We start from the raw sequence: 23,177 nt of genomic DNA, 5'->3' as shown, positions 1-23,177 counted from the left end.
GGCCGGAGACCTCCTCCGTACCCCGGCCGCGGGACGGAGGGCGCCATGATCTATCTCGATCACGCTGCGACCACCCCGCTCCGGGCCTCGGCGCTCGCCGCCTTCGCCGAGGCGTCCGCGCTCCCCGGCAACCCCTCCTCGGTGCACGGCTCGGGTCAGGAGGCGCGCCGCCGGCTCGAGGACGCCCGCTCGGACATCGCGCTCGCGCTCGGCTGCGAGCCGATCGAGGTGATCCTCACCGCGGGCGGCACCGAGGCGATCAACCTGGCGCTCAAGGGCCTCTACTGGCAGCGCGTCGCGGAGTCCCCGGCGCGCACGCGCATCCTCGTGCCCGGCGGCGAGCACCACGCCACGATCGACAGCGTCGAGTGGCTCGCCGCCCACGAGGGAGCCCGGATCGAGTGGCTCGCGCTCGACGCCGAGGGGACGCTGCGGCCCGAGACGCTCGCGGCGGCGCTCGCCGCGGACGCCGGCTCGGTCGCGCTGGTCTCCGCGCTCTGGGTGAACAACGAGATCGGCACGATCGCTCCGGTCGCCGAGCTGGCCGCGGTCTGCGCACGCGCCGGCGTGCCGCTGCACCTCGACGCGGTCGCGGCGCTCGGCCACCTGCCGCTCGAGATCGCGTCGGTCCGTCGCACCTCCGGCTCCCGCGACGGCGCGGGTCTCGTCGCGGTCAGTATCTCGGGGCACAAGGTCGGCGCCCCGATCGCGACCGGCGCGCTCGTCCTCGCCCGCGACGCGCGCGTCGTGCCGGTCCTGCACGGCGGCGGCCAGCAGCGCGGGGTCCGCTCGGGCACTCAGGACGTTCCGGGTGCGGCGGCGTTCGCCGCGGCCGTGACGGAGGCGGTCGCGGAGCTGCCCGAGGAGGCGCTCCGGCTCGCAGCCCTGCGCGACCGGCTCGTCGCCGGGATCCTCGCGGCCGTCCCCGGCGCCACGCTCACCGGTCCCGCCCTCGACTCCGGCCGCCGCGTCGCGAGCAACGCGCACGTCGCCTTCCCCGGCGCGCAGGGCGACTCGCTCCTCTTCCTCCTGGACATGGCGGGCGTCTCGGTCTCGACCGGCTCGGCCTGCACGGCCGGGATCCCCGAGCCCTCGCACGTGGTGCTGGCGCTCGGCCGCAGCGAGGACGAGGCGCGCGGAGTGCTCCGGATGACGCTCGGCCGCACCACCGTCGACGCCGACGTCGACGCGCTGCTCGCGGCACTGCCCGACGCGTACGCCCGCGCCGCCCGCGCGGGGCTCTCGAACCGCTCCGTGCTGCCCGGCTGAGAGCCGCCACCGCGCGAGCGCCGCCCGCTCGTAGACTCGGACGGTGAAGGTTCTCGCGGCGATGAGTGGTGGAGTGGACTCGGCGGTGGCCGCGGCCCGCGCGGTGGAGGCGGGGCACGAGGTGGTCGGCGTGCACCTCGCGCTGAGCAGGATGCCCGGCACGCTGCGCACCGGCAGCCGCGGCTGCTGCACGATCGAGGACTCGATGGACGCGCAGCGCGCCGCGAACGTCCTCGGCATCCCCTACTACGTGTGGGACTTCTCGGAGCGGTTCAAGCTCGACGTCGTCGACGACTTCGTGGCCGAGTACGCCGCCGGTCGCACCCCCAACCCCTGCATGCGCTGCAACGAGCGGATCAAGTTCGCCGCCCTGCTCGAGAAGGCGCTCGACCTCGGCTTCGACGCCGTCTGCACCGGCCACTACGCCTCGCTCGAGACCGCGGCCGACGGCAGCCCCGAGCTGCACCGCGCGAGCGACGAGGCGAAGGACCAGTCCTACGTCCTCGGCGTGCTCACCACCGCGCAGCTCGAGCACTCGATGTTCCCGCTCGGCTCGACGCCGTCGAAGGCGGTCGTCCGGGCGGAGGCGGCGCGCCGCGGCCTGAGCGTCGCGAACAAGCCGGACAGCTACGACATCTGCTTCATCCCCGACGGCGACACCCGCGGCTGGCTCTCGGAGCGCGTCGCTCCCGAGACCGGCGCGATCGTCGACCGCGACGGCGCCGTGGTGGGCGCCCACGAGGGCGCGCACGGCTACACCGTCGGCCAGCGCCGGGGCCTGCACCTCGGCGTGCCGGCGCCGGACGGCCGACCGCGCTTCGTCCTCGAGGTGCGGCCGAAGACCAACGAGGTCGTCGTCGGCCCGCGGGAGGCGCTGCGCATCCGCGAGATCGCCGGCTCGCGCTTCACCTGGGCCGGAGCGGCGCCCGAGGACGCGTCGACGCCGTTCCGCTGCGACGTGCAGATCCGCGCGCACGCCGACCCGGTCCCGGCGACCGCGGTCGTGTCGGACGTCTCTTCGAAGGTGGAACTCGTGATCACTCCCGACTCGCCGCTCGACGGCGTCGCCCCCGGCCAGACGGCCGTCGTCTACCTCGGCACCCGCGTGCTCGGCCAGTGCACCATCGACCGCACGGTCGCGGCCGACCTCGTCGGTGCCTCCGCGACCGGGGCGGTGCTCTGATGGCCGCGAAGTCCGAGGCGGGCGCGACGCCGGCGGCGGACCTCGATCCGGCGCAGCGCGTCGACGAGCTGCGCGCGCGGATCCGCTCCGCGAGCGAGGACTACTACGCGGCCGACGCCTCGCCGCTCGCCGACGCCGAGTACGACGCGCTGGTCCGCGAGCTCGCCGCGCTCGAGACGGCGCACCCCGAGCTGGCCAGCGAGGACTCGCCGACGCAGACCGTCGGGGGAGTGGTCGCCGCCGGTCTCGACCCGATCGACCACGCCGAGCGGATGCTCTCGCTCGACAACGTCTTCTCGGCCGAGGAGCTGCGCGAGTGGTGCGACAAGACCGTCGCCTCCGCCGCCCGCCCGGTCGCCTGGCTGACCGAGCTCAAGATCGACGGCCTGGCGATCTCGCTGCACTACGAGAACGGCCGCCTCGTCACCGCCGCCACCCGCGGCGACGGGCGCACTGGGGAGGACGTCACCGTCAACGCCCTGCGCGTGGCCGGCATCCCGCAACAGCTGTCCGGCGAGGGGCACCCCGCGCTGGTCGAGGTCCGCGGCGAGGTCTTCATCCCGGTCGCCGAGTTCGCCGCGCTGAACGCTCTGCAGGAGACCCTGCGCGACGACGCCGTCGAGGAGGCGCGCGAGCGCTGGTCGGCCCGGCCGAGCGCCACCCGCAAGCCCTTCGACGAGGAGCGGGCGCGCGAGAGCGCTCTGCGCCGCTTCCCCACCTTCGCCAACCCGCGGAACGCCGCGAGCGGCGGGCTCCGCCAGCAGCTCGACAAGAAGTCCGGCCTCGACCTCCGCGCCGGCGAGGCGCGGGTCGGCTCGCTCGCGCTCTACGTGCACGGCATCGGCGCCTGGCCCGACCCGCCGGTGCAGAGCCAGTCCGAGGTCTACGGCCTGCTCGCGTCCTGGGGGCTGCCGGTCAGCGGGCACAACCGGGTGTCGGAGTCGGTGGACGAGGTCCTCGCCTTCGTCGAGCAGTACGGCCGCGAGCGCCACTCGGTCGAGCACGAGATCGACGGCGTCGTCGTCAAGGTCGACGAGCTCGAGCTGCACGACGAGCTCGGCGCCACCAGCCGCGCCCCGCGCTGGGCCATCGCCTACAAGTACCCGCCCGAGGAGGTGCACACCAAGCTCCTCGACATCGTCGTCAGCGTCGGCCGCACCGGCCGAGCCACCCCGTTCGCGCAGATGGAGAAGGTGAAGGTCGCCGGCTCCGAGGTGCGCCAGGCCACGCTGCACAACGCCGACGTGGTGAAGGCCAAGGGCGTCCTGATCGGCGACACCGTCGTGCTGCGCAAGGCCGGCGACGTCATCCCCGAGGTGCTCGGCCCGGTGATCGAGCTGCGCGACGGCAGCGAGCGCGAGTTCGTGATGCCGACGCAGTGCCCCGAGTGCGGCACGACCCTCGCTCCCGCCAAGGAGGGCGACGTCGATCTGCGCTGCCCGAACGCGCGCTCCTGCCCCGCGCAGGTCCGCGGCCGCGTCGAGCACATCGGCAGCCGGGGCGCGCTCGACATCGAGGTGCTCGGAGAGGTCACCGCCGCGGCGCTGACCCAGCCGTTCGTGCCCGCGGAGCCGCCGCTGGTCACCGAGGCGGGCCTGTTCGAGCTGCGGATCGAGGACGTCTTCCCGATCGAGGTCGTCGTCCGCGACAGCGAGACCGGGCTGCAGAAGCTCGATGAGAAGGGCGAGGCGAAGGTCGTCGGCCCGTTCAAGCGCAAGCGGCAGAAGCGCGACGGCCCGTTCGACCCGGCGGCGGAGGTGTTCGGCGGCGACGCCGAGTACGTGCCGTCGACGACCGGTCTCGCGCTGATCGCCAACATCGAGAAGGCGAAGACCTCGCCGCTCTGGCGGTTCCTGGTCTCGCTCAGCATCCGGCACGTCGGCCCGGTCGCCGCCCGCGCCCTGGCCAGCCACTTCGGCTCGCTCGACGCCATCCGCGCGGCGAGCCGCGAGGAGCTCGCCGCGGTCGACGGCGTGGGCGGCATCATCGGCGACGCGGTGCTCGCCTGGTTCGAGGTCGACTGGCACGCCGAGATCGTCGACCGCTGGGCGAAAGCCGGCGTGCAGTTCGCCACGCCCGGCCACCCCGGACCCGGCGCGGCCGACGCCGCGGGCGGCGTGCTCGCCAGCCTCACCGTCGTCGCGACCGGCTCGCTCGAGGGCTACAGCCGCGAGGGGGCGCAGGAGGCGATCCTCGCCGCGGGCGGCAAGGCCGGCTCGAGCGTCTCCAAGAAGACGCACTACGTCGCCGCCGGCCCCGGCGCGGGCAGCAAGCTCGGCAAGGCCGAGGCGCTCGGCGTGCGGATCATCACCGCTGCCGAGTTCCACCTGCTCGTGACCGAGGGGCCCGAGGCGATCGCACTGCCCGAGGAGGTCGCCGCGGATGAGGCGGCTGCCGACGCGCCCGCTGCCGCCGACGCGACGAGCGCCGAGGCGCCCGCTGCCGACGCGCCGGCCGAGGCCGACGCCGATGTGCCCGACGCCGATGCGCCCGCCGCCGAGGAGACCCCCGACGCGGATGCCTGACCTGCCCGGCGAGGAGCGGCGGGCCTTCCTCCGCCGCTCTCTCGCCGAGGCCGCCTCGACCGCGCTCGACGCCGCTGCTCGTGCGGCACCGCCGACCGCACGAGAGCGCGCCGCCGCCGCCGCGCTGGCCCGGATCGACCACCTCGTCGTCCTGTCCTTCGCCGGCCGGCCGCGCCGCCAGGTGTTCGGCGCCCTCGACGGCGAGCCCGGCACGGACTTCGCGGGCGGCACCGACGAGGTGCTGACCGCCCCCGGCCCCGCCACCCCGGGCGAACGATTCGCCCCCGCGATGCTCCCCGTGCACACGCTGCTCGCGCACTCGTTCGCGCGCGCCGACCACTGGCGCGCGGACGGCCGGGACCCGCTCCGCTCACTGCTCGACTCGGCCCGGCACGCCGGAACCGACTGGTCCCTGGTCGTCGACGACCGGCAGGGTGTCTCGACCACCCTCCTCGCCGACGCCGAGTGGCCGCACCGCGACCACGCGGCCGTCGCCGCCGCCGGGGGAGCCCTCCTTCCGCTCTCCGGTTTCGCGGGCGTCGCCGCCGCCGGCTCCCTGCCACCGGTCGTCCTGGTCGAGCCGCGCTCGCTCGTCGCCCCGGCCGACTTCGCCGCCGCCGACGACTCGAGCGCCGCGCGGTCCGCGGACGCGCGCGTCGCCGAGCGGCTCCTGCACGAGACCGTCCACGCGGTCCGGGCGGCGGAGTCGGCCGGCCGCCGGGTGCTGCTGCTCGTCATCGCGCGCGGGCGGGCCGATCGGCCCGGCGACGTCCCGGCCCTCGTCATCGCCTCGAGCGCACGGCCCGGCGATCGCCTGACGGCCCGGCTCGGCCCGACGACCCCCGCCCTCCTGCACCGCGCCCGCTTCGCCGCCGACCGCCGGGCGCTGGCCGACGACGGCGTGCTCGCCGTCGCCGAGGCGCTGTCCGGACCAGCCCGGCCGCTGTCGCGCTTCCCGCGCACGGCGCCCGCCTTCACTCCGGAGAACCGGGAGCGCTCGATCGGTCCCGCCCTCGCCGCCGCCCTCACCGCGGCGGGCGCCACCGGGGCTCCCGCCGACGCCGAACAGGCCCTCACGATGCTCCGAGCCGCCGCCCCGGGCGCGTCGCTACACTCCCCGGAGGCACGGATCCGCGGGACGCGGGGAGGGTGGAGCGCATGAGCGGCAGCAGCGGCACCGGCGAGAGCACCTCACCGGACGACGCCCCCCGCTCCCGCTCCCGCCGCCGCTTCCTGGCCAGCAGCGCGGTGGCCGGCGGAGTCGCCGCGGCCGGCCTCACCGGCGGAGCGATCGGCGCGGCCGTCGCCTCCGGCCGTGACCGCGAGGCCGAGTCGCCCCTGCCCGAGCGCAGCGAGCCGGGCTTCGACCACGTCGTCGTCGTGATGTTCGAGAACCGCTCCTTCGACAACATCCTCGGGCAGCTCCACACCGCCGACGGCCCGCCCGCGGGCGAGACCTTCGAGGGCCTGCAGACCGGCGACCACTCCAACACCACCGCCGCGGGTGACACCGTCGCCGCGCACGTCTACGAGGGCGCGACCGACACGGTGATGCGCCAGCCCGATCCCGACCCGGGCGAGGAGTACCCGCACGTCAACACCCAGCTCTTCGGCACGATCGACCCGCCGGAGAACGCCGGGAAGACGGTCGGCGCGATGACCGCGCCCTGGAACGCCCCGGCCGACACCTCCGCGCCGACGATGAGCGGCTTCCTCGAGGACTACGTGCAGAACCTCCGCGCCCTGAAGGAGGGCGAGGACCCCACCCGCGAGGAGTACGGCACCATCATGGGCGGCTTCTCGCCGGACATGCTCCCCGTCTTCTCCACGCTCGCGCGCGAGTTCGCCGTCTTCGACCACTGGTTCTGCGCCGTCCCCTCGCAGACCTTCTGCAACCGCTCGTTCTTCCACGCGTCCACCTCGCACGGCTTCGTCACCAACAAGCACGCTGGCGGCTACGAGAAGTGGCTGGCCGACGACCTGGCCGACGCGCCTACCGTCTTCAACCGCCTCGAGGACGCCGGGAAGAGCTGGCGGGTCTACTTCGACGCGCTCCAGGTCGTCTCCTACACCGGCTTCCTGCACGCGCCGGTGCTGGAGAAGTACTGGAAGACCAACTTCGCCCCGATGGAGCAGTTCTACGCGGACGTCGCGAGCGGCGAGCTGCCGGACTACGCCTTCGTCGAGCCGCGGCTCGTCTTCGACCACAACGACATGCATCCGCCGACCGGAGTCCTGCACGAGGACGAGGTCGACGGGCAGCCACTCTACGACAGCGCGCTCTCCGACGTGCGCGCGGGGGAGTTGCTGCTGCACCGGATCTACTCGGCGATCCGCGAGAGCGCGTCGACGACCGGCTCGAACGCGATCAACACGATGCTGCTCGCCACCTTCGACGAGCACGGCGGACTCTACGACCACGTGCCGCCGCCCGCCGCGACGCCACCCGGCGACGGTCGCGAGGGCGAGATGGGCTTCGGCTTCGACCGCCTGGGCTGCCGCGTGCCGGCGATCGCGATCTCCGCCTACACGCGGGCCGGCACGATCCTGCACGAGGAGATGCACCACGGCGCCCTGATCCGCACCCTCAGCCGCCTGCACGGGCTCGAGCCGCTCACCGCCCGCGACGCGGACGCACCCGACCTCTTCGGCGTGGTCACGCTCGACACGCCCCGCCAGATCGACGACTGGCCGACCACCGTGCCGCAGTACCTGCCGCCGAATCCGGAGGCGACCCCGCCGCACCCGGCCAACGCGAACAGGGACAAGCCGCTCAGCCCGCCGGCCCTCGGGCTGATGGGTCTGCTGCTGGCCCGCTACGGCGAGCCCGGCGACGACCTGCCGACCACCTACCAGGGCGCCTACGAGGCGCTGCTGAAGCACGGCACGAGCCTCTTCGGCACGGGCGCGGTCACCGCGTCGCCCACTCCGTCGCCCGGGGCCTGAGCGGAGGGAGCGTCGGCGCCGCTGGCTAGACTGGACGCCGATTCCCACGAACCACCCGACGGAGACGCATGTCCGAGATCACGGCCGACACGGTCGCCCATCTGGCCTCGCTGGCCAGGATCGACCTCACCGCAGAGGAGATCGAGAACCTCACCCGGGAGCTCGGTCAGATCGTCGACTCGGTGACGGCGATCCAGGCCGTCGCCACCCCCGACGTCCCGGCCACCAGCCACCCCATCCCGCTCGAGAACGTCTTCCGCCCCGACGTCGTGGGCGAGACGCTGACCCAGGAGCAGGCGCTCTCCGGTGCTCCCGAGCACGACGGCAGCCGCTTCCAGGTCTCCGCGATCCTGGGGGAGGAGCAGTGAGCGCCCACGGCGACGAGCTCGTCCGCCTCAGCGCCTCCGCCCTCTCCGAGCGCCTCGCCGACGGCTCCGTGTCCTCCCGCGAGGCGACGCAGGCGCACCTCGACCGCATCGCCGCCGTCGACGGCGCGGTGCACGCCTTCCTGCACGTCGCGGGCGACGCCGCCACCGCCACGGCCGAGGGGATCGACCGCCGCCGCGCCGAGGGCGAGTCGCTGCACCCGCTCGCCGGTGTCCCGCTCGCGGTCAAGGACGTCATCGTCACGAACGACATGCCGACCACTGCGGGCTCGCGCATCCTCGAGGGCTGGCGCCCGCCGTACGACGCGACCGTGATGCAGAAGGTCCGCGCGGCCGGCCTCGTGCCGATCGGCAAGACCAACATGGACGAGTTCGCGATGGGCTCGACCACCGAGCGCTCCGCCTACGGCCCCACCCACAACCCGTGGGACCTCGACCGGATCCCCGGCGGCTCCGGCGGCGGCTCGGCCGCGGCCGTCGCGAGCTACGAGGCGCCGCTGGCCCTCGGCTCCGACACCGGCGGCTCGATCCGCCAGCCCGCGCACGTCACCGGCACCGTCGGCGTCAAGCCGACCTACGGCGGGGTCTCCCGCTACGGCGCCGTCGCGCTGGCCTCGAGCCTCGACCAGATCGGCCCGGTCTCGCGCACGGTCCTGGACTCGGCGCTGCTGCACGACGTCATCGCCGGGCACGACCCCCGCGACTCCACCTCGCTCCGCGACGAGTGGCCCTCCTTCGCCGACGCGGTCCGCCGCGCCGACGTGACGGGGCTGCGCATCGGCGTGCTCAAGGAGCTCGACGGGGGCGAGGGCTTCCAGCCCGGCGTCCTCGCGCGCTTCCACGAGGCCCTCGCGGTGCTCGAGAAGGCCGGCGCCGAGATCGTCGAGGTCAGCGCGCCGAGCGTCGAGCACGCCGTCGCCGCCTACTACCTGATCCTCCCGGCGGAGGCGTCGAGCAACCTCGCGAAGTTCGACTCCGTCCGCTTCGGCCTCCGGGTCACCCCGAAGGGCGGCGGCACCGTCGAGCAGGTCATGGCCGCGACCCGCGAGCAGGGCTTCGGCCCCGAGGTGAAGCGCCGGATCATCCTCGGCACCTACGCGCTCTCCGCGGGCTACTACGACGCCTACTACGGCAGCGCGCAGAAGGTGCGGACCCTGGTCCAGCGCGACTTCGACGCCGCGTTCGCCTCGGTCGACGTGATCGCCTCGCCGACCGCGCCGACCACCGCCTACCGGCTCGGCGAGAAGCTCGACGACCCGCTGGCGATGTACCGCGGCGACATCGCGACCATCCCGGCGAACCTGGCCGGCATCCCCGGCATCTCGGTCCCCGCCGGCCTCGCCGACGAGGACGGCCTGCCGGTCGGCGTCCAGTTCCTGGCGCCCGCCCGCCAGGACGTCCGCCTCTACACCGTCGGCGGCGCGCTCGAGGCGCTCCTGGAGGAGCAGTGGGGCCACCCGCTGCTCTCGCAGGCACCCGATCTCACCCCGGCCCAGCTCTCCGCCCCCCAGGAAGGTGCCGTCTGATGGCGTCCGCGCACACCGCCCCCGAGCTGATGGACTACGACGAGGTCTTCGAGCGCTTCGAGCCGGTCCTCGGCTTCGAGGTGCACATCGAGCTCAACACGAAGACGAAGATGTTCTCGGACGCCCCGAACGTCTCCGGCTCCGAGCCGAACACCAACACGACGCCCGTCTGCCTGGGCCTGCCCGGCTCGCTGCCGGTCGTCAACGAGCAGGCCGTCCGCTACTCGATCAGCCTGGGCCTCGCCCTCGGCTGCTCGATCGCGCCGTCCAGCCGCTTCGCCCGCAAGAACTACTTCTACCCGGACATGGCGAAGAACTACCAGATCTCGCAGTTCGACGAGCCGATCGCCTTCGAGGGCTCGGTCGAGGTCGAGCTCGCCGACGGCACCGTCGTCGACATCCCGATCGAGCGCGCGCACATGGAGGAGGACGCGGGCAAGCTGACCCACGTCGGCGGCTCCACCGGTCGCATCCAGGGCGCGGAGTACTCGCTGGTCGACTACAACCGCGCCGGCGTCCCGCTCGTCGAGATCGTCACCAAGCCGATCCACGGCGCGGGCAAGAGCGCCCCGGAGTTCGCGAAGGCCTACGTCGCGACCATCCGCGACATCGTCCTCGCGCTCGGCATCTCCGACGCGAAGATGGAGCGCGGCAACCTGCGCTGCGACGCCAACGTCTCGCTCAAGCCGATCGGCCAGGAGAAGCTCGGCACCCGCACCGAGACCAAGAACGTCAACTCGCTCCGCTCGGTCGAGCGCGCCGTGCGCTACGAGATCCAGCGCCAGGGCGCGATCCTCGCCGCCGGCGGCACGATCACGCAGGAGACGCGGCACTGGCACGAGGACACCGGCCGCACCTCGGCCGGCCGCCCGAAGAGCGACGCCGACGACTACCGCTACTTCCCCGAGCCCGACCTGCTGCCCGTGGTGCCGAGCCCCGAGCTGATCGAGGAGCTGCGCGCCGCGCTGCCCGAGAAGCCCGCCGCCCGCCGCCGCCGGCTGAAGGCCGACTGGGGCTTCACCGACCTCGAGTTCCAGGACGTCGCGAACAGCGGGCTCCTGGTCGAGATCAGCGAGACCGTCGCCGCCGGCGCTACGCCGCAGGCCGCCCGCAAGTGGTGGACCGGCGAGGTCGCGCGCCTCGCCAACGCGGCGGGGCAGGACCCGGCCGAGCTGGTGTCGCCCGAGCAGGTCGCCGAGCTCGCGAAGCTGATCGACGCGGGCACCCTGACCGACCGTCTCGCCCGCGAGGTGCTCCAGGGCGTCATCGCCGGCGAGGGCACCCCGCAGGAGGTCGTCGACGCCCGCGGGCTCGCCGTCGTCTCGGACGACGGCGCCCTCATCGAGGCGATCGACGCAGCCCTCGCCTCGCAGCCCGACGTGCTCGCCAAGATCCGTGACGGCAAGGTCCAGGCCGCCGGCGCGGTCATCGGCGCGGTGATGAAGGCGATGAAGGGCCAGGCCGACGCGGCCCGCGTCCGCGAGCTCGTCCTCGAGCGCGCGGCCGGCTGACGTGGCGCGCGGGGAACGGACGGCGGCGTGAGCGCACTGCCCGGCGACGCCGCCGTTCCCGCGCGGCTCGACCTGCCGGGCGGCGCGTTCCTCCGCCCGCTCGTGACGAGCGACGCGGATCTGCTGCACCCGGCGATCGGGCAGCACCGCGGCTGGCTCGCCGCACTGCTGCCCGAGGGCGACCCGAGCGGACTGCCGTCCGCGTCGCCGGGTGACGACCTGCGCGCACTGCGGCTGCTCGAGGCCGCGGCACGCGAGCGGACGCTCTTCGCCTACCTCCTCGTCGGAGCGGACTGGACGGAGGTGCTCGGTGCACTGAGCGTCCGCCCCACCGGTGAGGACGGCGCGGAGGCGTCCTGGTGGGTGATCCCGGGCCTCGCCGGCTCGCGCCTCGAGGAGGAGTTCGACGCCTACGCGCGGCGCTGGCTGCTGCTGCGCTGGCCGTTCGAGCGGGTCGAGACCCCCGACAACCACCCCGAGGAGCCGGCCGCCCTGGCGGGCGCGAACCTGCTCCCGCTGCTGCCCGACGCGCCGGAGCGCACTCCGCTGCCCGAGCCGGATGAGCAGTCCGCTGCCGCACTCTGGGCCGCGTACCGGGCTCAGCACCCGGCCGTGCCCGAGGAGCTGCCGCTCGTCGAGTCCTTCGGCGACTCGGTCGAGCTCGCCGACGAGCTGCTCGCCCTGGTGCGGCGGGGCGTCAAGACCGCGACGGCCTCGCTGGTCGGCGACGAGCCCGTACCGGAGGCGGGCGACCACTGGATCGTCTGCGACGGCGCCGGCGTCGCTCGCGTCCTGCTGCAGACCGTCGAGGTCCGCCTCGGCGCGCTCGACAGCGTCGACGACGCCTTCGCCTGGGACGAGGGCGAGAAGGACCGCTCGCGGGAGTCCTGGCTCGCCGGGCACCGCCGCTACTTCGAGCGCGAGTCGCCGGGCGGTGTCGGCACGGTCGTCTTCGAGCGCTTCCGGCTCGTCTGGCCGGAGGAGGACGCGGCCGTCGCCGCCGGCTTCTCGCGGCGGATCGCCTCGGAGCGGCCGGACGGCGCACCCTAGGCCGGTTCGGGGGGTTCCCCTGATGCTCCACTCAGCACCGCTGCGCCAGAGTGGAGTCATGGCTACTCTCGTGCGCCCCCGTCGGGGCAAGATCATCGCCGGCGTCTGCGCCGGCCTCGCAAACCGCTTCGGCTGGAGCCCCTTCCTGGTCCGGCTGCTCTTCGTGCTCTCCTGCCTGCTCCCCGGGCCGCAGATCATCGCGTACCTCGTGATGTGGGTGGTCGTCCCGAAGCAGAAGTGATCCCGGCGCTCCTCCGCCCGTCCGCGTCCCTCGGGAGCGGCGGCGGGGGAGTGTCTCCCTTCGCGTGGTGAACGTTCACGCGGTCGTTGCGCGCCAGGCTTGACGCGGCCCCTCTCGCCGTTCTAGCGTCGTGCGTGAACGTTCACGTCGACGACGCCGCGAAAGGGCCACGCATGACCGACTCCACCTCGACCACCACAGCCGCGACCACCGCCGCCGCACCCGGCTGGGCCGTGCTCGGCCCCGGCAGCATCGCGCGCCGGTTCCTCTCCCAGCTCCCGGCGAGCAGCCGCGGGGCTCGACTCGTCGCAGCGGGCAGCTCCGACCAGGGGCGCGCCGCCGCCTTCGCCGCCGAGGCCGTCGAGCACGGCTTCCCGGACGCGATCGCCGGCGACTACGCCGCCGTCCTCGCCGACCCGCGGGTCACCAGTGTCTACATCTCCACGGTGCACACCGGCCACGCCGCCCTCGTCCTCCAAGCGCTCGAGGCCGGCAAGGCCGTCCTCTGCGAGAAGCCGCTCGCCGTTAACCACGGCACGGCGATGGCCCTGGTCGACGCCGCCCGCAGTGCGGGTCTGCCGCTCGTCGAGGCGTACATGTACCGCTTCCACCCGCAGACGGCCGCACTGCTCGACCTCGTCCGCGACGGCGTGATCGGCGACGTCGTGCACATCGACGCCTCCTTCTCCTTCCGCACCGGCGCCCGCGAGGGCCGGCTCTACGACGTCGAGACGGCCGGCGGCGGCATCCTCGACGTCGGCGGCTACACGGTCACCGCAGCGGCGGCCGTCGTCCAGGCGGCGACCGGCGTCGCCGTCGCCGAGCCCGTCGAGTTCGACGCGCAGGGCAGCCTCGGCCCGACCGGCGTCGACGAGTGGAGCGTCGCCCGCGCGACCTACCGCGGCGGCATCACCGCGACCCTCCGCACCGGAGTGGCGCTCGACGACGTGAACGCCCTGACCATCCACGGCACCCGCGGCCGTCTGCACGTGGCCGACCCGTGGTTCGGCGCGGCGGAGACGGGCATCGAGATCAGCGTCGTGGGCGAGGAGCCCCGCATCGTCGCCTTCGAGGGGGAGAGCCCCTATGCGCTCGAAGCCGACGCGACGACCGACGCCCTCGCCGCCGGGCAGGTCGAGGCCGCGCAGATGACGCTCGACGAGACGCTCGCGACCGCGCGCACGCTCGACCGCTGGCGCGCCGCGATCGGCCTGCGCTTCCCGTTCGAGGCCGAGACCGCCGACATCCAGACCGTCTCCGGCCGTCCGCTGCGCGTGGCCGCGAACGCCCCGATGCTCTCCGGTGAGATCCCCGGCGTCGGCAAGCGGATGTCGCGCCTCGTGATGGGCGTCGACAACCAGCCCGACCTCGCGCACGCCTCGGCGATCTTCGACGCCTTCGTGGAGCAGGGCGGCACCGCCTTCGACACCGGCTACATCTACGGCGGCGGCGTGCTCGAGGGCCGCCTCGGCCAGTGGATCCAGAACCGCGGCATCCGCGAGGACGTCGTCGTGATCACGAAGGGCGCGCACACCCCGTACTGCGACCCGGAGTCGCTCACCCGGCAGCTGCTCGAGAGCCTCGAGCGCCAGGGCACCGACTACGCCGACATCTACCTGATGCACCGCGACAACCTCGAGGTGCCGGTGGGGGAGTTCGTCGACGTGATGGACGAGCACCAGCGCGCCGGGCGGATCCGCGCCTACGGAGTCTCGAACTGGACGCCGGCGCGCTTCGACGAGGCCCAGGAGTACGCACGGGCGAACGGCCGGGCCGGCTTCCAGGCGCTGAGCAACCACTTCGGCCTGGCCGAGGCCTACGACGTGCCGTGGGACGGCTGCGTGCACGTCACCGACCGGGCCTCGAAGGAGTGGCTGGTCGAGCGGCAGATCCCGCTGCTGCCGTGGTCCTCCCAGGCCCGCGGCTTCTTCACCGGCCGCGCGCGGCCCGAGGACACCAGCGACGCCGAGCTGGTGCGCTGCTACTACGGGCCGGACAACTTCGAGCGCCTCCGGCGGGCCGAGCAGCTGGCGGCCGAGCACGGCGTCGGAGCGACCGCGATCGCGCTGGCCTACGTGCTCGCGCAGCCGTTCCCGACCTTCCCGCTCTTCGGACCGCGCACGATCACCGAGCTGCGCTCGTCGATGCGCGGACTGTCGATCGAGCTGACTCCGGAGCAGACGGCGTGGCTCGACCTCCGCGCCTGAGCGGTGCCGAGTCCGGCGGCCGCGCGACGATCCATGACGTCGCCGCGGCCGCCGGGGTCTCCCGCCAGACCGTCACCCGGGCGATGAACGGCATGCCGGGCATCAGCGAGGAGACGAAGCAGCGGGTCCTCGACGCGGCGGAGCAGCTGTCCTACCGGCCGTCGCGCTTCGGCCGCGGGCTGGTGACGGGTGGCGAGCACCAGCTCGGGCTCGTCGTCGACGACCTCCGGAACCCGTGGTCGCCGGAGCTCGCCTCCGCCGTCGTCCGGGTCGCCGCGGCGCGGGGCTGGAACGTCTCGCTCGCGGACGTCGGCCTCGCCGCCGACTCCGACCGGATGATCCAGGCGCTCGGCGCGCAGACCGATGCGGTGATCGGCACCTTCGGTGATCGGGCGGCCGAGTGGATCGAGCGCCTCGGCTCCGTCCCCGTGGTCGAGCTCGATCCCACCGGCGATCCGCTGCGGGCCGCGGTCGTGCTCGACCACTCCGACGCGGTCGAGGCGCTGGCCGAGCACCTCGCCGGAGCGAGGGTGCGGCGTCCGGTGATCGTGGACGTCTCGGGGGACGCGCGGCCGAGCAGGCGGGCCGAGCTGCTGCTTCGCGCGTTCGCCGCGCACGGTCTCGAGCCCTCGGTCGTCCGCGCCGACGGCCCGACCGCCCAGGCCGCAGCGGAGGCGACCGAGCGGATCGTCGCCCGGCCGCGCGTCGCGGACGCGATCGTCGCGTTCAACGACCTCTGCGCGCTCGGCGTGCTCTCCGCCTGCCGGCGCGCGGGGGTCGACGTCCCCGGCGACGTCCGGGTGGTCGGTATCGACGGCCTGTCGATCGGGCGGCTGCTCGCACCGACGCTGACGACCCTCGCCGTCGACCTCGACGAGCTCGCCCGGCACGCCCTCGACCTCGCCGTCGCCATGATCGCCGGCGAACTCCCCAAGGGCGGCCCCTCGGTGCACCGCACCGTCCGCCACCAGCTCGTCCTCCGCGAGTCCGCCTGACCGTCCGACGAGGTCTCGCGTGCCGCGAGCCGCTTTCGCAGTGGAGGACTCGCGTGCCGCGAGCCGCGCCCTCAGGAGTCCGCCTTCCCCGACGACGAGGACTCGCGAACCGCGAGCCGCGCTCCCCGTGGAGGACTCGCGTGCCGCGAACCGCGCCCTCATGCTGGTCGAGTAGCCCCGCAGGGGCGTATCGAGACCCGCCGTCGTCAGCACGGCGAGTCTGCAGACTCCTGTTCCGACGCGGGTGGATCTCGATACGCCCGCTTCGCGGGCTACTCGATCAGCATGGGTGCTGACGCCGAGCGCGCGTTTTGCTGGTCGAGTAGCCCCGCAGGGGCGTATCGAGACCCGCCGTCGTCAGCACGGCGAGTCTGCAGACCCCCGTCCTGACGGTGGTGGATCTCGATACGCCCGCTGCGCGGGCTACTCGATCAGCATGGAGACAGGGGAATCCGTCTGAGGGGGCGATGGCGCGTGCCTTGCCTCCTCATGCTGGTCGAGTAGCCCCCCTAGGGGCGTATCGAGACCCGCGCTCGCCAGCGATCCTCCGCGCTGGGCTCGCTCTGAGTGAACCCTCAGCGATCGCCGCGGAGGGAGGCATAGCGTTGCGCTGTGCGCGTGCCCCCCGCCGCGCCGAGGAGGAGATCATGGGATTCCTGGACCGACTGCTGGGCCGCGAAGAGCGACCCGAGGACCGCGGCTCCGCCGCCGGCTACCCCGCCCCCGCGGCCGCTGAGCGCCGTGCCGACGCTCCCGCCTACGGCACTCCGCCCGCGCAGTCCGCGCGCAGCAAGGACGAGATCGCGATCGAGCGCTACCGCTACCTCCTCCGCACCGCCCCGCCCGAGGCGATCGAGCAAGTGCACCGCGAGGCGTTCGAGCAGCTCACGCCGGAGCAGCGCCAGCAGGTCTTCCGCGAGCTCAGCGAGGGCGCGCCCGCGGGCGACGCCCCGCGCGCCGACGACGCTCAGTCGCTCGCCCAGTCGGCGACCCGCAGCGAGCTCCGCCAGCCCGGCTTCATGGAGCGGCGCTTCTCCGGCGGCGGCGCCGGCGGGATGGGCTTCGGCGGCGTGCTCGCCTCGTCGATGCTCGGCACGATCGCCGGCTTCGTGATCGGCTCCGCCATCGCCGACGCGTTCATCCCCGACGGGGTCGGCGAATCGGTGCAGGCCGACGGCGGCGACAGTGGAGACGCGGGAGCGGACGGCGGCGACGCCGGTGCCGGCGACGCCGGCGGTGACGTCGGCGGGGGCGACTACGGCGGAGGCGATTTCGGTGGCGGAGGCGACTACGGCGGAGGCGACTTCGGAGGCGGCGACTTCGGCGGAGGCTTCGACTTCTGACCCTCGGGAGTCCTGAGGCCCGGCGCGAGACCGGCCGGCCTCAGGACTCGTCGAGCAGCAGCGCCTTCACCTCGCGGCGCAGCACCTTCCCGATCATGCTCCGCGGCAGCTCGTCGACGACGACGATCCGCTTGGGCACCTTGTAGGGCGTGAGCGCCTCGCGCACGGTGCGGCGCGCCTCCTCCTGATCGAGGTGGGCGCCCGGCTCGAGGACGACCGCGGCAGCGACCTGCTCGCCGCTGCGGGCGTCCGGCAGCCCGACCACGGCGACGTCGCGCACGGCGGGGAGCCGGCGGAGCACCTCCTCGACCTCGGACGGCGAGACGTTGAAACCGCCGGTGATGATCAGCTCCTTGATCCGGTCGACGATGGTGACGAAGCCGTCCTCGTCGATCGTGGCGATGTCCCCGGTGCGGAACCAGCCCTCCCCAGTGAAGACGGCCGCGGTCTCGTCGGGCTTGCGGTGGTAGCCGCGGAACACCTGCGGGCCGCGCACGACCAGCTCGCCCTGCCCGCCGGCCGCGACCTCGGTCTCCGGGTCCTCCGGATCGACGATCCGCACGTCCGTCCCCGGCAGCGGCAGTCCGACGGTCCCGGCCCGGCGCGCGGTGCTGACCGGATTCGCCATCAGCACGGGCGAGGTCTCGGACAGCCCGTAGCCCTCGACGAGCGTGCCGCCGGTCAGCGCCTCGAACGACTCGACCAGATCGGGATCGAGCGGCATCGCGCCCGAGATCGCGATCTCGATGCCCTGAAGCGAGACGCCCTTCTCCTTCGCACGGAGCGCGAGTCGCTCCGCGATCGGCGGCACGGCCGGCAGGAACGTCGCCGGGTGCTTGCGGACGACCTTGAGGACGAGGTCCGGGTCGAACTTCGGGAACAGCACCAGGCGCGCGCCCATGCTCATCGCGAAGGTCAGGCACAGGGTCAGCCCGTAGGCGTGGAACATCGGCAGGACCGCGTAGACCACGCAGTCGCCGCGGCGCACCGTGGGCACCCACGCGCGCGACTGCGCGGCGTTCGCCGTCAGATTCAGGTGCGTCAGCTCGGCACCCTTCGGGGCCCCGGTCGTCCCGCTCGTGTACTGGATGACCGCGAGGTCCTCCGCCGTCGGCCGCGGGTGCGCCGGGTCGAGCCGGCGGCGCAGCAGCGAGTCCCACTCGATCGCGCCGCGGACCCTCCCGGTCAGGGCGGCGCGCGACTCGCGGGCCTTGCGGATCGGCAGGCGGAGCGCCGCGCGCATCGGCGCGGGCATGGCGCGGGTCAGGTCGACGGAGACGATGGTCTCGACGCCGAGGTCGTCGGGCAGCTCCTGGACGAGCGGCACCACGCGGTCCCAGGCGATCGCGACGCGCGCGCCGTGGTCCTCGAACTGGTGCCGCAGCTCGCGCGGCGTGTAGAGCGGATTGTGCTCGACGACGACCGCGCCGAGACGCAGCACCGCGTAGAAGGCGACCACGTGCTGCGGGCAGTTCGGCAGGATCAGGGCGACGGGATCCCCGGCGCGGACGCCGAGCTTCCGCAGTCCCTCCGCGGCGCGCTCCACCTCGTCGGCGAGCTGCGCGTAGCTGGTCGACCGGCCGAAGAACTCGAGGGCCACCTGGTGCGGGTAGACCCGCGCCGACTCAGCGACGATGTCGACGAGCGAGCCGGTCGGGAGCTCCAGCTCCTCCGGCACTCCGTCTGCGTAGCTGCGGATCCAGGGGCGGGGCGGGTGAGTGCTCACCCGCCCCACTCTAGGCGCAGGGTCGGCGGCGGCCGATCGAGCGGCGCCGGGGGAGGGCCCGGGCTCAGGCGCCCTTCGCGACCGCGTCCTCGATGGCGACGTCGCCCGAGACGATCTCCCAGGTCCTCCCGATCGAGGAGGGATCGGCCAGCACCGCGATCACGGTCGCGGCGACGTCCTCGCGCGGGATGCTGCCCTTCTCGACGCTCTCGCCCAGCTCGATCCGGCCGGTGCCCTCGTCGTTGGTGAGACCGCCCGGGCGGAGGATCGTCCAGTCGAGGTCGGTGCCGCGCAGCGCCGTGTCGGCGTCGCGCTTGGCCTCGACGTAGGCGCGCCAGCCCTCCTCGGTGTCGTCCGCGAGCGGGGCGTCCACGCCGATCGCGCTGATCTGCACGAAGCGGCGGACGCCGGCGATCGCGGCGGCCTCCTGGCTGAGGACGGAGGCGCCGAGGTCGACGGTGCGCTTGCGCTCGGGGCCCGAGTCCGGGCCGGCGCCGGCGGTGAAGACGAGGGCGTCGACGCCCTCCAGCCGCCCGGCGAAGTCCTCCACGGTGGAGTGCTCGAGGTCGTGGACCAGCGGCTCGCCGCCGAGGCGGACGATGTCCTCCGAGTGCTCGGGGTTGCGGACGACTCCGACCGCCTCGTGTCCGGCGTCGTAGAGCAGATGGAGGATCTGCTGGCCGACCTTGCCGTGTGCTCCGATGACGGCGACGCGTGTCATGGACTGTCCTCTCTTCGACGGGGCGGATGCGCCCCGGTTCCCGTCCGCGCGGCGGGCGCGGACCTCCCCATCCTGCCGTCGGCAGCCTGGGGCCGTTCTCAGCTGCACCGTCTCCGGTGCTGCGGCTCAGCTGCTCCGTCTCAGGCCGCGAGGCTCAGGCGGCGAGGCGGTCGTCGCGCCCGGTGACGGCCAGCAGCCGGCTCTGCAGCGGCGCCGAGGTGTCGATGGGCACGGGGGCGGCGAACAGCCCGCTCGCCCGGAGCGTCTCCTCCTGCGGGGCGAAGAGCTCCCAGACCGCGGCGACGAGCTCCTCCTCCATCGCCTCCTCGGCGCCGGTGGCCCGGGCCAGGTCCCAGGTGTGCACGGTGATGTCGGCGACCTGCTCCTGGAGCAGCTCGAGGGCGCTGACCGTGTCGCGGCCGAGACGCATCTCCGCTTGCGGGTCGATCTCGCGGGACACCGCGCGCAGCAGCGTCGTGACCCGGGTCCACTCGCTGCGGAGGTCCGCGGCGACGGGCTCGAGGCGGATCGGCGACTCGTCGCCGCCGGAGAGCAGCGTGTGCGCCCGCTGCTGCTCGCGGACCACGTGCAGCACGAGCGCGCGGGTGTCCCACTCGGTGTCGGGGGTCGGCGCCGTCCAGTCGACGACGGCGTCGAGGCGGACCTCGAACGCGGCGTGTGCGCGGGCCTGCAGGTCGAGCCAGAGGCTCAGGTCGGAGTGCGGGGAGTCGGGCTCGTGCGTCATGTCTTCTCCGATGGAGTCGTCGCGGGTGGAGTCGTCGCGGGTGCTCGGGTCAACCGCGGGAGCGGCGTCGCCATTCCCACCGGGGTCGCCGCTGCGACCGGTGTCGGTGGTGCGTGCGACCATGATCCTCGGAAAGCACACCGTCACGGGGCGGGGCGCACGACTCGAGCAGGGCGGAACGTGAGCAAGCAGGACGGCACGGGGCGGCAGGTCACCACCGAGCCCTTCGACGACCCGCGCGCGAGCATCCTGCACGTCGACATGGACGCGTTCTTCGCCTCGGTCGAGCTGCTCGAGCACCCGGAGCTGCGCGGCAAGCCGGTCGTCGTCGGGCACATCGGCTCGCGCTCCGTCGTCACCGCCGCCACCTACGAGGCACGCAAGTACGGCATCAACTCGGCGATGCCGATGGCCGTCGCGCTGCGCCGCTGCCCGCACGCGATCATCCTCGAGCCGCACATGGACCGCTACCGCGAGGCGTCTCGCCGGGTGATGGCGATCTTCGACTCCTTCACCCCGCTCGTCGAGCGGCTCAGCATCGACGAGGCGTTCCTCGACGTCGCCGGTGCGCGGCGGATCTCCGGGTCGCCCTGGGCGATCGGCACCGAGATCCGCCGGCGCGTGCACGCCGAGCTCGGGCTCACCTGCTCGGTCGGCATCGCCAGCACCAAGTTCGTGGCGAAGCTCGCCTCCGGCCGCTCCAAGCCCGACGGCCTGCTCGTCGTGCCCTCCGACGGCGTCCAGGCCTTCCTCGATCCGCTCCCGGTGAGCGCCCTCTGGGGCGTCGGCGCGAGCACGGAGGAGGCCCTGGTGCGGCGCGGCCTGCGCACCGTCGCCGACGTGGCGACCACGCCGCTCGCCTCCCTGGTCTCGGCGCTCGGCGAGGCCACCGGCCGCCGCCTGCACGCGCTGTCCAACGGAGTGGATCCGCGCCCCGTCGACACCCGGCAGATCGAGAAGAGCGCCGGCCACGAGATCACCTTCGCCGACGACGTCGCCGACCCCGAGCTGGTCCGCCGCGAGCTGCTGCGCCTCTGCGACAAGGTCGCCGTGCGGATGCGCCGCTCCGGGGTGCGCTGTCGCACCGTCGCGGTCAAGGTCCGCTTCGGCGACTTCAGCACGCTCACCCGCTCGCGCACCCTGCCCGAGGCCACGGACGTGGCCCGTGTGCTCTACGACGCGTCGTCGGCGCTCCTCGATGCGGCGAACCCGATGCGGCGGCCGGTCCGCCTGATCGGCGTGCGCGGCGAGCAGCTCGTCGAGGGCGACGACGTCGCGTTCTCGCTCTGGAGCGACTCCGACGACTGGCGCGACGCCGAGCTCGCGGTCGACGGCGTCTCGGCGCGCTTCGGCACCGGCGCGGTCCGGCCGGCCTCGCTGCTCTCGCGCTCCGCTCCGGAATCGGCGAAGGGCATCGACATCAGCGACACCCTGGCTACGCGGAACCGATCGTCAGACTGATCGGCCGGTGGTCCGAGCCGTTCCGCGGCAGGACCTCGAGGGTCGCGGCGGGCACGCCGTCGGCCAGCGCGTGGTCGAGGGAGACGAGCGGGAGCAGCGCCGGCCAGGTCGCCGGGAAGCCGATGCCGGAGGTCCGCACCAGGCGGGCCTCGTCGAGCACGGGCGCCAGCAGGTGGTCGTCCGTCGCGGTGTTGAAGTCGCCGACGACGAGCCGGCGGTCGGACGCGTCGTCCGCGAGGGTCGTGGCGAGGCCGCCCAGCATCGTGTCCCGCTCGGCGTGATCGCCGAGGCGGAACGAGGCGAGGTGCACCACGAAGAGGCGCGTCGCCCCGAGCGGCGTGTCGACGTCGACGGCGAGGGCGCGGTTCCAGTCCAGGCCGAGGTCGAGCGGCTCGCCGTTCGAGAGCTCGGTGCGGCTCCACAGCCCGACGGTGCCGACCACGTAGGAGTGCGGGTACTCGTCCGAGAGTTCGGCGTCGACCGTTTCGCGCGCGTCGCCGTCGAGCTCCTGGAAGGCGAGCACGTCCGGCCCGCGGCTCGCCAGCTCGGCGGCGAGGGCGCCGGCGTCGTCCCGGGTGCCGAGGTTCTGACTGATGACGGTGAACGAGCCCGAGCGGACGGCGGGCGCGGGCAGCGCCACCGGCAGCACGAGCACCCCGTAGACCATCACCAGCACGGTGACCGCCGCTCCGGCACCGCGTGAGCGCAGAGCGATCGCGGCCGACACCAGGAGCAGGACCGCGAGCCCCGACCACGGGATCGCCGTCTCGACGACCGACAGCCAGCCCGCCGCCTCCCACAGCCCGCGGTGGAAGGCGAGGAACGCCGCCAGCAGCAGGCTCGCGACCGCGACGGACGCGGCACGTCCTGGTCGACGGCGGCGCGGGCGGGAGGGCATCCGTCGATCATCGCAGCAGACCTCGGGGACGAGGTGGGGGAGTCCTGTGCGCGCCGGTGCGCCGCTTGTCGCCCGTTCGACCCGCGGAGTAGCGTCGGGCCATGCCCAACATCGCTGTCTCCCTGGCCGACAAAGTGACCTCCGCGGGTGCCGCGACGAGCTACGGAGACCCGATCGAGGTCGACGGCGTCTCGCTCGTCCCCGTCTCGCTCCGCTGGTTCGGCTTCGGCGGCGGCAGCGGCTCCGAGGACGGCCAGGAGGGCGGCGGAGGAGGCGGCGGCGGTGCCGTGGTCCCGATCGGCGCCTACATCAAGGACGACCTGGGCCTGCGCTTCCAGCCGAACATCGTCTCGGTCCTCGCCGTCGGCGTCCCGCTGGTCTGGGTGTCCGGCAAGGCGCTCGCGCGGATCATCCGCGCCCTCAAGAAGTAGCGGAGCCGACGCG

Annotated in this window: 19 protein-coding genes; 15 read left to right on the top strand and 4 right to left on the bottom strand. The window is 73.9% G+C overall.

Translation table 11 applies throughout. The annotated features are described in order from the left end of the window. Positions 1-45 precede the first annotated feature (45 nt). From HQQ86_RS00815 to HQQ86_RS00755, 13 genes are all read left to right on the top strand, one after another. Positions 46-1,269, top strand: a complete 1,224-nt coding sequence (locus HQQ86_RS00815; RefSeq protein WP_173285667.1) for a cysteine desulfurase family protein — start codon at positions 46-48, stop codon at positions 1,267-1,269. Positions 1,270-1,312: 43 nt separating this feature from the next. Further along, positions 1,313-2,452: a tRNA 2-thiouridine(34) synthase MnmA gene (gene mnmA / locus HQQ86_RS00810; RefSeq protein WP_173285665.1), complete on the top strand. Its 1,140-nt coding sequence runs from the start codon at positions 1,313-1,315 to the stop codon at positions 2,450-2,452. Next, the gene (gene ligA, locus HQQ86_RS00805; RefSeq protein WP_173285663.1) at positions 2,452-4,977 is read left to right on the top strand and encodes an NAD-dependent DNA ligase LigA; all 2,526 of its coding nucleotides are present in this window, start codon (positions 2,452-2,454) and stop codon (positions 4,975-4,977) included. Before mnmA ends, ligA begins: the two co-directional genes overlap by 1 nt. Next, on the top strand, positions 4,970-6,139 hold the full coding sequence (locus HQQ86_RS00800; RefSeq protein ID WP_173285661.1) for a hypothetical protein: 1,170 nt from the start codon (positions 4,970-4,972) through the stop codon (positions 6,137-6,139). Before ligA ends, HQQ86_RS00800 begins: the two co-directional genes overlap by 8 nt. Beyond that, positions 6,136-7,923 (top strand): alkaline phosphatase family protein, encoded by a 1,788-nt coding sequence (locus HQQ86_RS00795; protein WP_173285659.1) that lies wholly within the window; start codon positions 6,136-6,138, stop codon positions 7,921-7,923. The genes HQQ86_RS00800 and HQQ86_RS00795 overlap by 4 nt, the downstream gene beginning before the upstream one ends. A 68-nt stretch (positions 7,924-7,991) precedes the next feature. After that, positions 7,992-8,291 carry an Asp-tRNA(Asn)/Glu-tRNA(Gln) amidotransferase subunit GatC gene (gene gatC, locus HQQ86_RS00790; protein WP_160089002.1) on the top strand — a complete coding sequence of 100 codons (300 nt, stop codon included), beginning with the start codon at positions 7,992-7,994 and terminating at the stop codon, positions 8,289-8,291. After that, positions 8,288-9,835 (top strand): Asp-tRNA(Asn)/Glu-tRNA(Gln) amidotransferase subunit GatA, encoded by a 1,548-nt coding sequence (gene gatA, locus HQQ86_RS00785; RefSeq protein WP_173285657.1) that lies wholly within the window; start codon positions 8,288-8,290, stop codon positions 9,833-9,835. Before gatC ends, gatA begins: the two co-directional genes overlap by 4 nt. Next, positions 9,835-11,346, top strand: a complete 1,512-nt coding sequence (gene gatB / locus HQQ86_RS00780; RefSeq protein ID WP_173285655.1) for an Asp-tRNA(Asn)/Glu-tRNA(Gln) amidotransferase subunit GatB — start codon at positions 9,835-9,837, stop codon at positions 11,344-11,346. The genes gatA and gatB overlap by 1 nt, the downstream gene beginning before the upstream one ends. Positions 11,347-11,373: 27 nt before the next feature. Further along, positions 11,374-12,396, top strand: a complete 1,023-nt coding sequence (locus tag HQQ86_RS21055; RefSeq protein WP_367948499.1) for an ASCH domain-containing protein — start codon at positions 11,374-11,376, stop codon at positions 12,394-12,396. A 58-nt stretch (positions 12,397-12,454) separates the two neighbouring features. Next, the gene (locus HQQ86_RS00770; protein WP_123445760.1) at positions 12,455-12,637 is read left to right on the top strand and encodes a PspC domain-containing protein; all 183 of its coding nucleotides are present in this window, start codon (positions 12,455-12,457) and stop codon (positions 12,635-12,637) included. A gap of 173 nt (positions 12,638-12,810) precedes the next feature. Next, entirely contained in the window at positions 12,811-14,844 is a 2,034-nt protein-coding gene (locus HQQ86_RS00765; protein WP_173285653.1) for an aldo/keto reductase, read from the top strand. Beyond that, positions 14,823-15,839 (top strand): LacI family DNA-binding transcriptional regulator, encoded by a 1,017-nt coding sequence (locus HQQ86_RS00760; protein WP_173285651.1) that lies wholly within the window; start codon positions 14,823-14,825, stop codon positions 15,837-15,839. The genes HQQ86_RS00765 and HQQ86_RS00760 overlap by 22 nt, the downstream gene beginning before the upstream one ends. A gap of 647 nt (positions 15,840-16,486) precedes the next feature. Further along, complete coding sequence (locus tag HQQ86_RS00755; RefSeq protein ID WP_173285649.1) at positions 16,487-17,182, top strand: hypothetical protein; 696 nt, start codon at positions 16,487-16,489, stop codon at positions 17,180-17,182. Between the two features lie 40 nt (positions 17,183-17,222). On the opposite strand, the gene HQQ86_RS00750 is transcribed toward HQQ86_RS00755, so the two are convergent. From HQQ86_RS00750 to HQQ86_RS00740, 3 genes are all read right to left on the bottom strand, one after another. After that, the gene (locus tag HQQ86_RS00750; RefSeq protein ID WP_173285646.1) at positions 17,223-18,908 is read right to left on the bottom strand and encodes a long-chain-fatty-acid--CoA ligase; all 1,686 of its coding nucleotides are present in this window, start codon (positions 18,906-18,908) and stop codon (positions 17,223-17,225) included. A gap of 64 nt (positions 18,909-18,972) precedes the next feature. After that, positions 18,973-19,629: an SDR family oxidoreductase gene (locus HQQ86_RS00745; RefSeq protein WP_173285644.1), complete on the bottom strand. Its 657-nt coding sequence runs from the start codon at positions 19,627-19,629 to the stop codon at positions 18,973-18,975. 154 nt (positions 19,630-19,783) lie between these two features. Further along, positions 19,784-20,497, bottom strand: coding sequence for a TIGR03086 family metal-binding protein (locus HQQ86_RS00740; RefSeq protein WP_254071767.1), 714 nt, complete (start codon positions 20,495-20,497; stop codon positions 19,784-19,786). Positions 20,498-20,554: 57 nt separating this feature from the next. Between HQQ86_RS00740 and dinB the strand changes: the two genes are divergently transcribed. Further along, a complete protein-coding gene (gene dinB / locus HQQ86_RS00735; protein ID WP_173285642.1) occupies positions 20,555-21,835 on the top strand; it encodes a DNA polymerase IV in 1,281 nt (426 codons plus the stop codon). On the opposite strand, the gene HQQ86_RS00730 is transcribed toward dinB, so the two are convergent. Continuing rightward, entirely contained in the window at positions 21,810-22,733 is a 924-nt protein-coding gene (locus HQQ86_RS00730) for an endonuclease/exonuclease/phosphatase family protein (protein ID WP_173285640.1), read from the bottom strand. The genes dinB and HQQ86_RS00730 overlap by 26 nt on opposite strands. 101 nt (positions 22,734-22,834) lie before the next feature. On the opposite strand from HQQ86_RS00730, the gene HQQ86_RS00725 reads away from it, so the two are divergent. Continuing rightward, positions 22,835-23,164 carry a hypothetical protein gene (locus HQQ86_RS00725; RefSeq protein WP_123445768.1) on the top strand — a complete coding sequence of 110 codons (330 nt, stop codon included), beginning with the start codon at positions 22,835-22,837 and terminating at the stop codon, positions 23,162-23,164. The last annotated feature ends 13 nt before the right edge of the window (positions 23,165-23,177 follow it).

Origin of the sequence: Rathayibacter sp. VKM Ac-2857, from assembly GCF_013205025.1 — a bacterium.
GTDB lineage: Bacteria > Actinomycetota > Actinomycetes > Actinomycetales > Microbacteriaceae > Rathayibacter.
The sequence above is the reverse complement of the archived record's forward strand: the minus strand, read 5'-3'. Positions and strand labels throughout refer to the sequence as shown.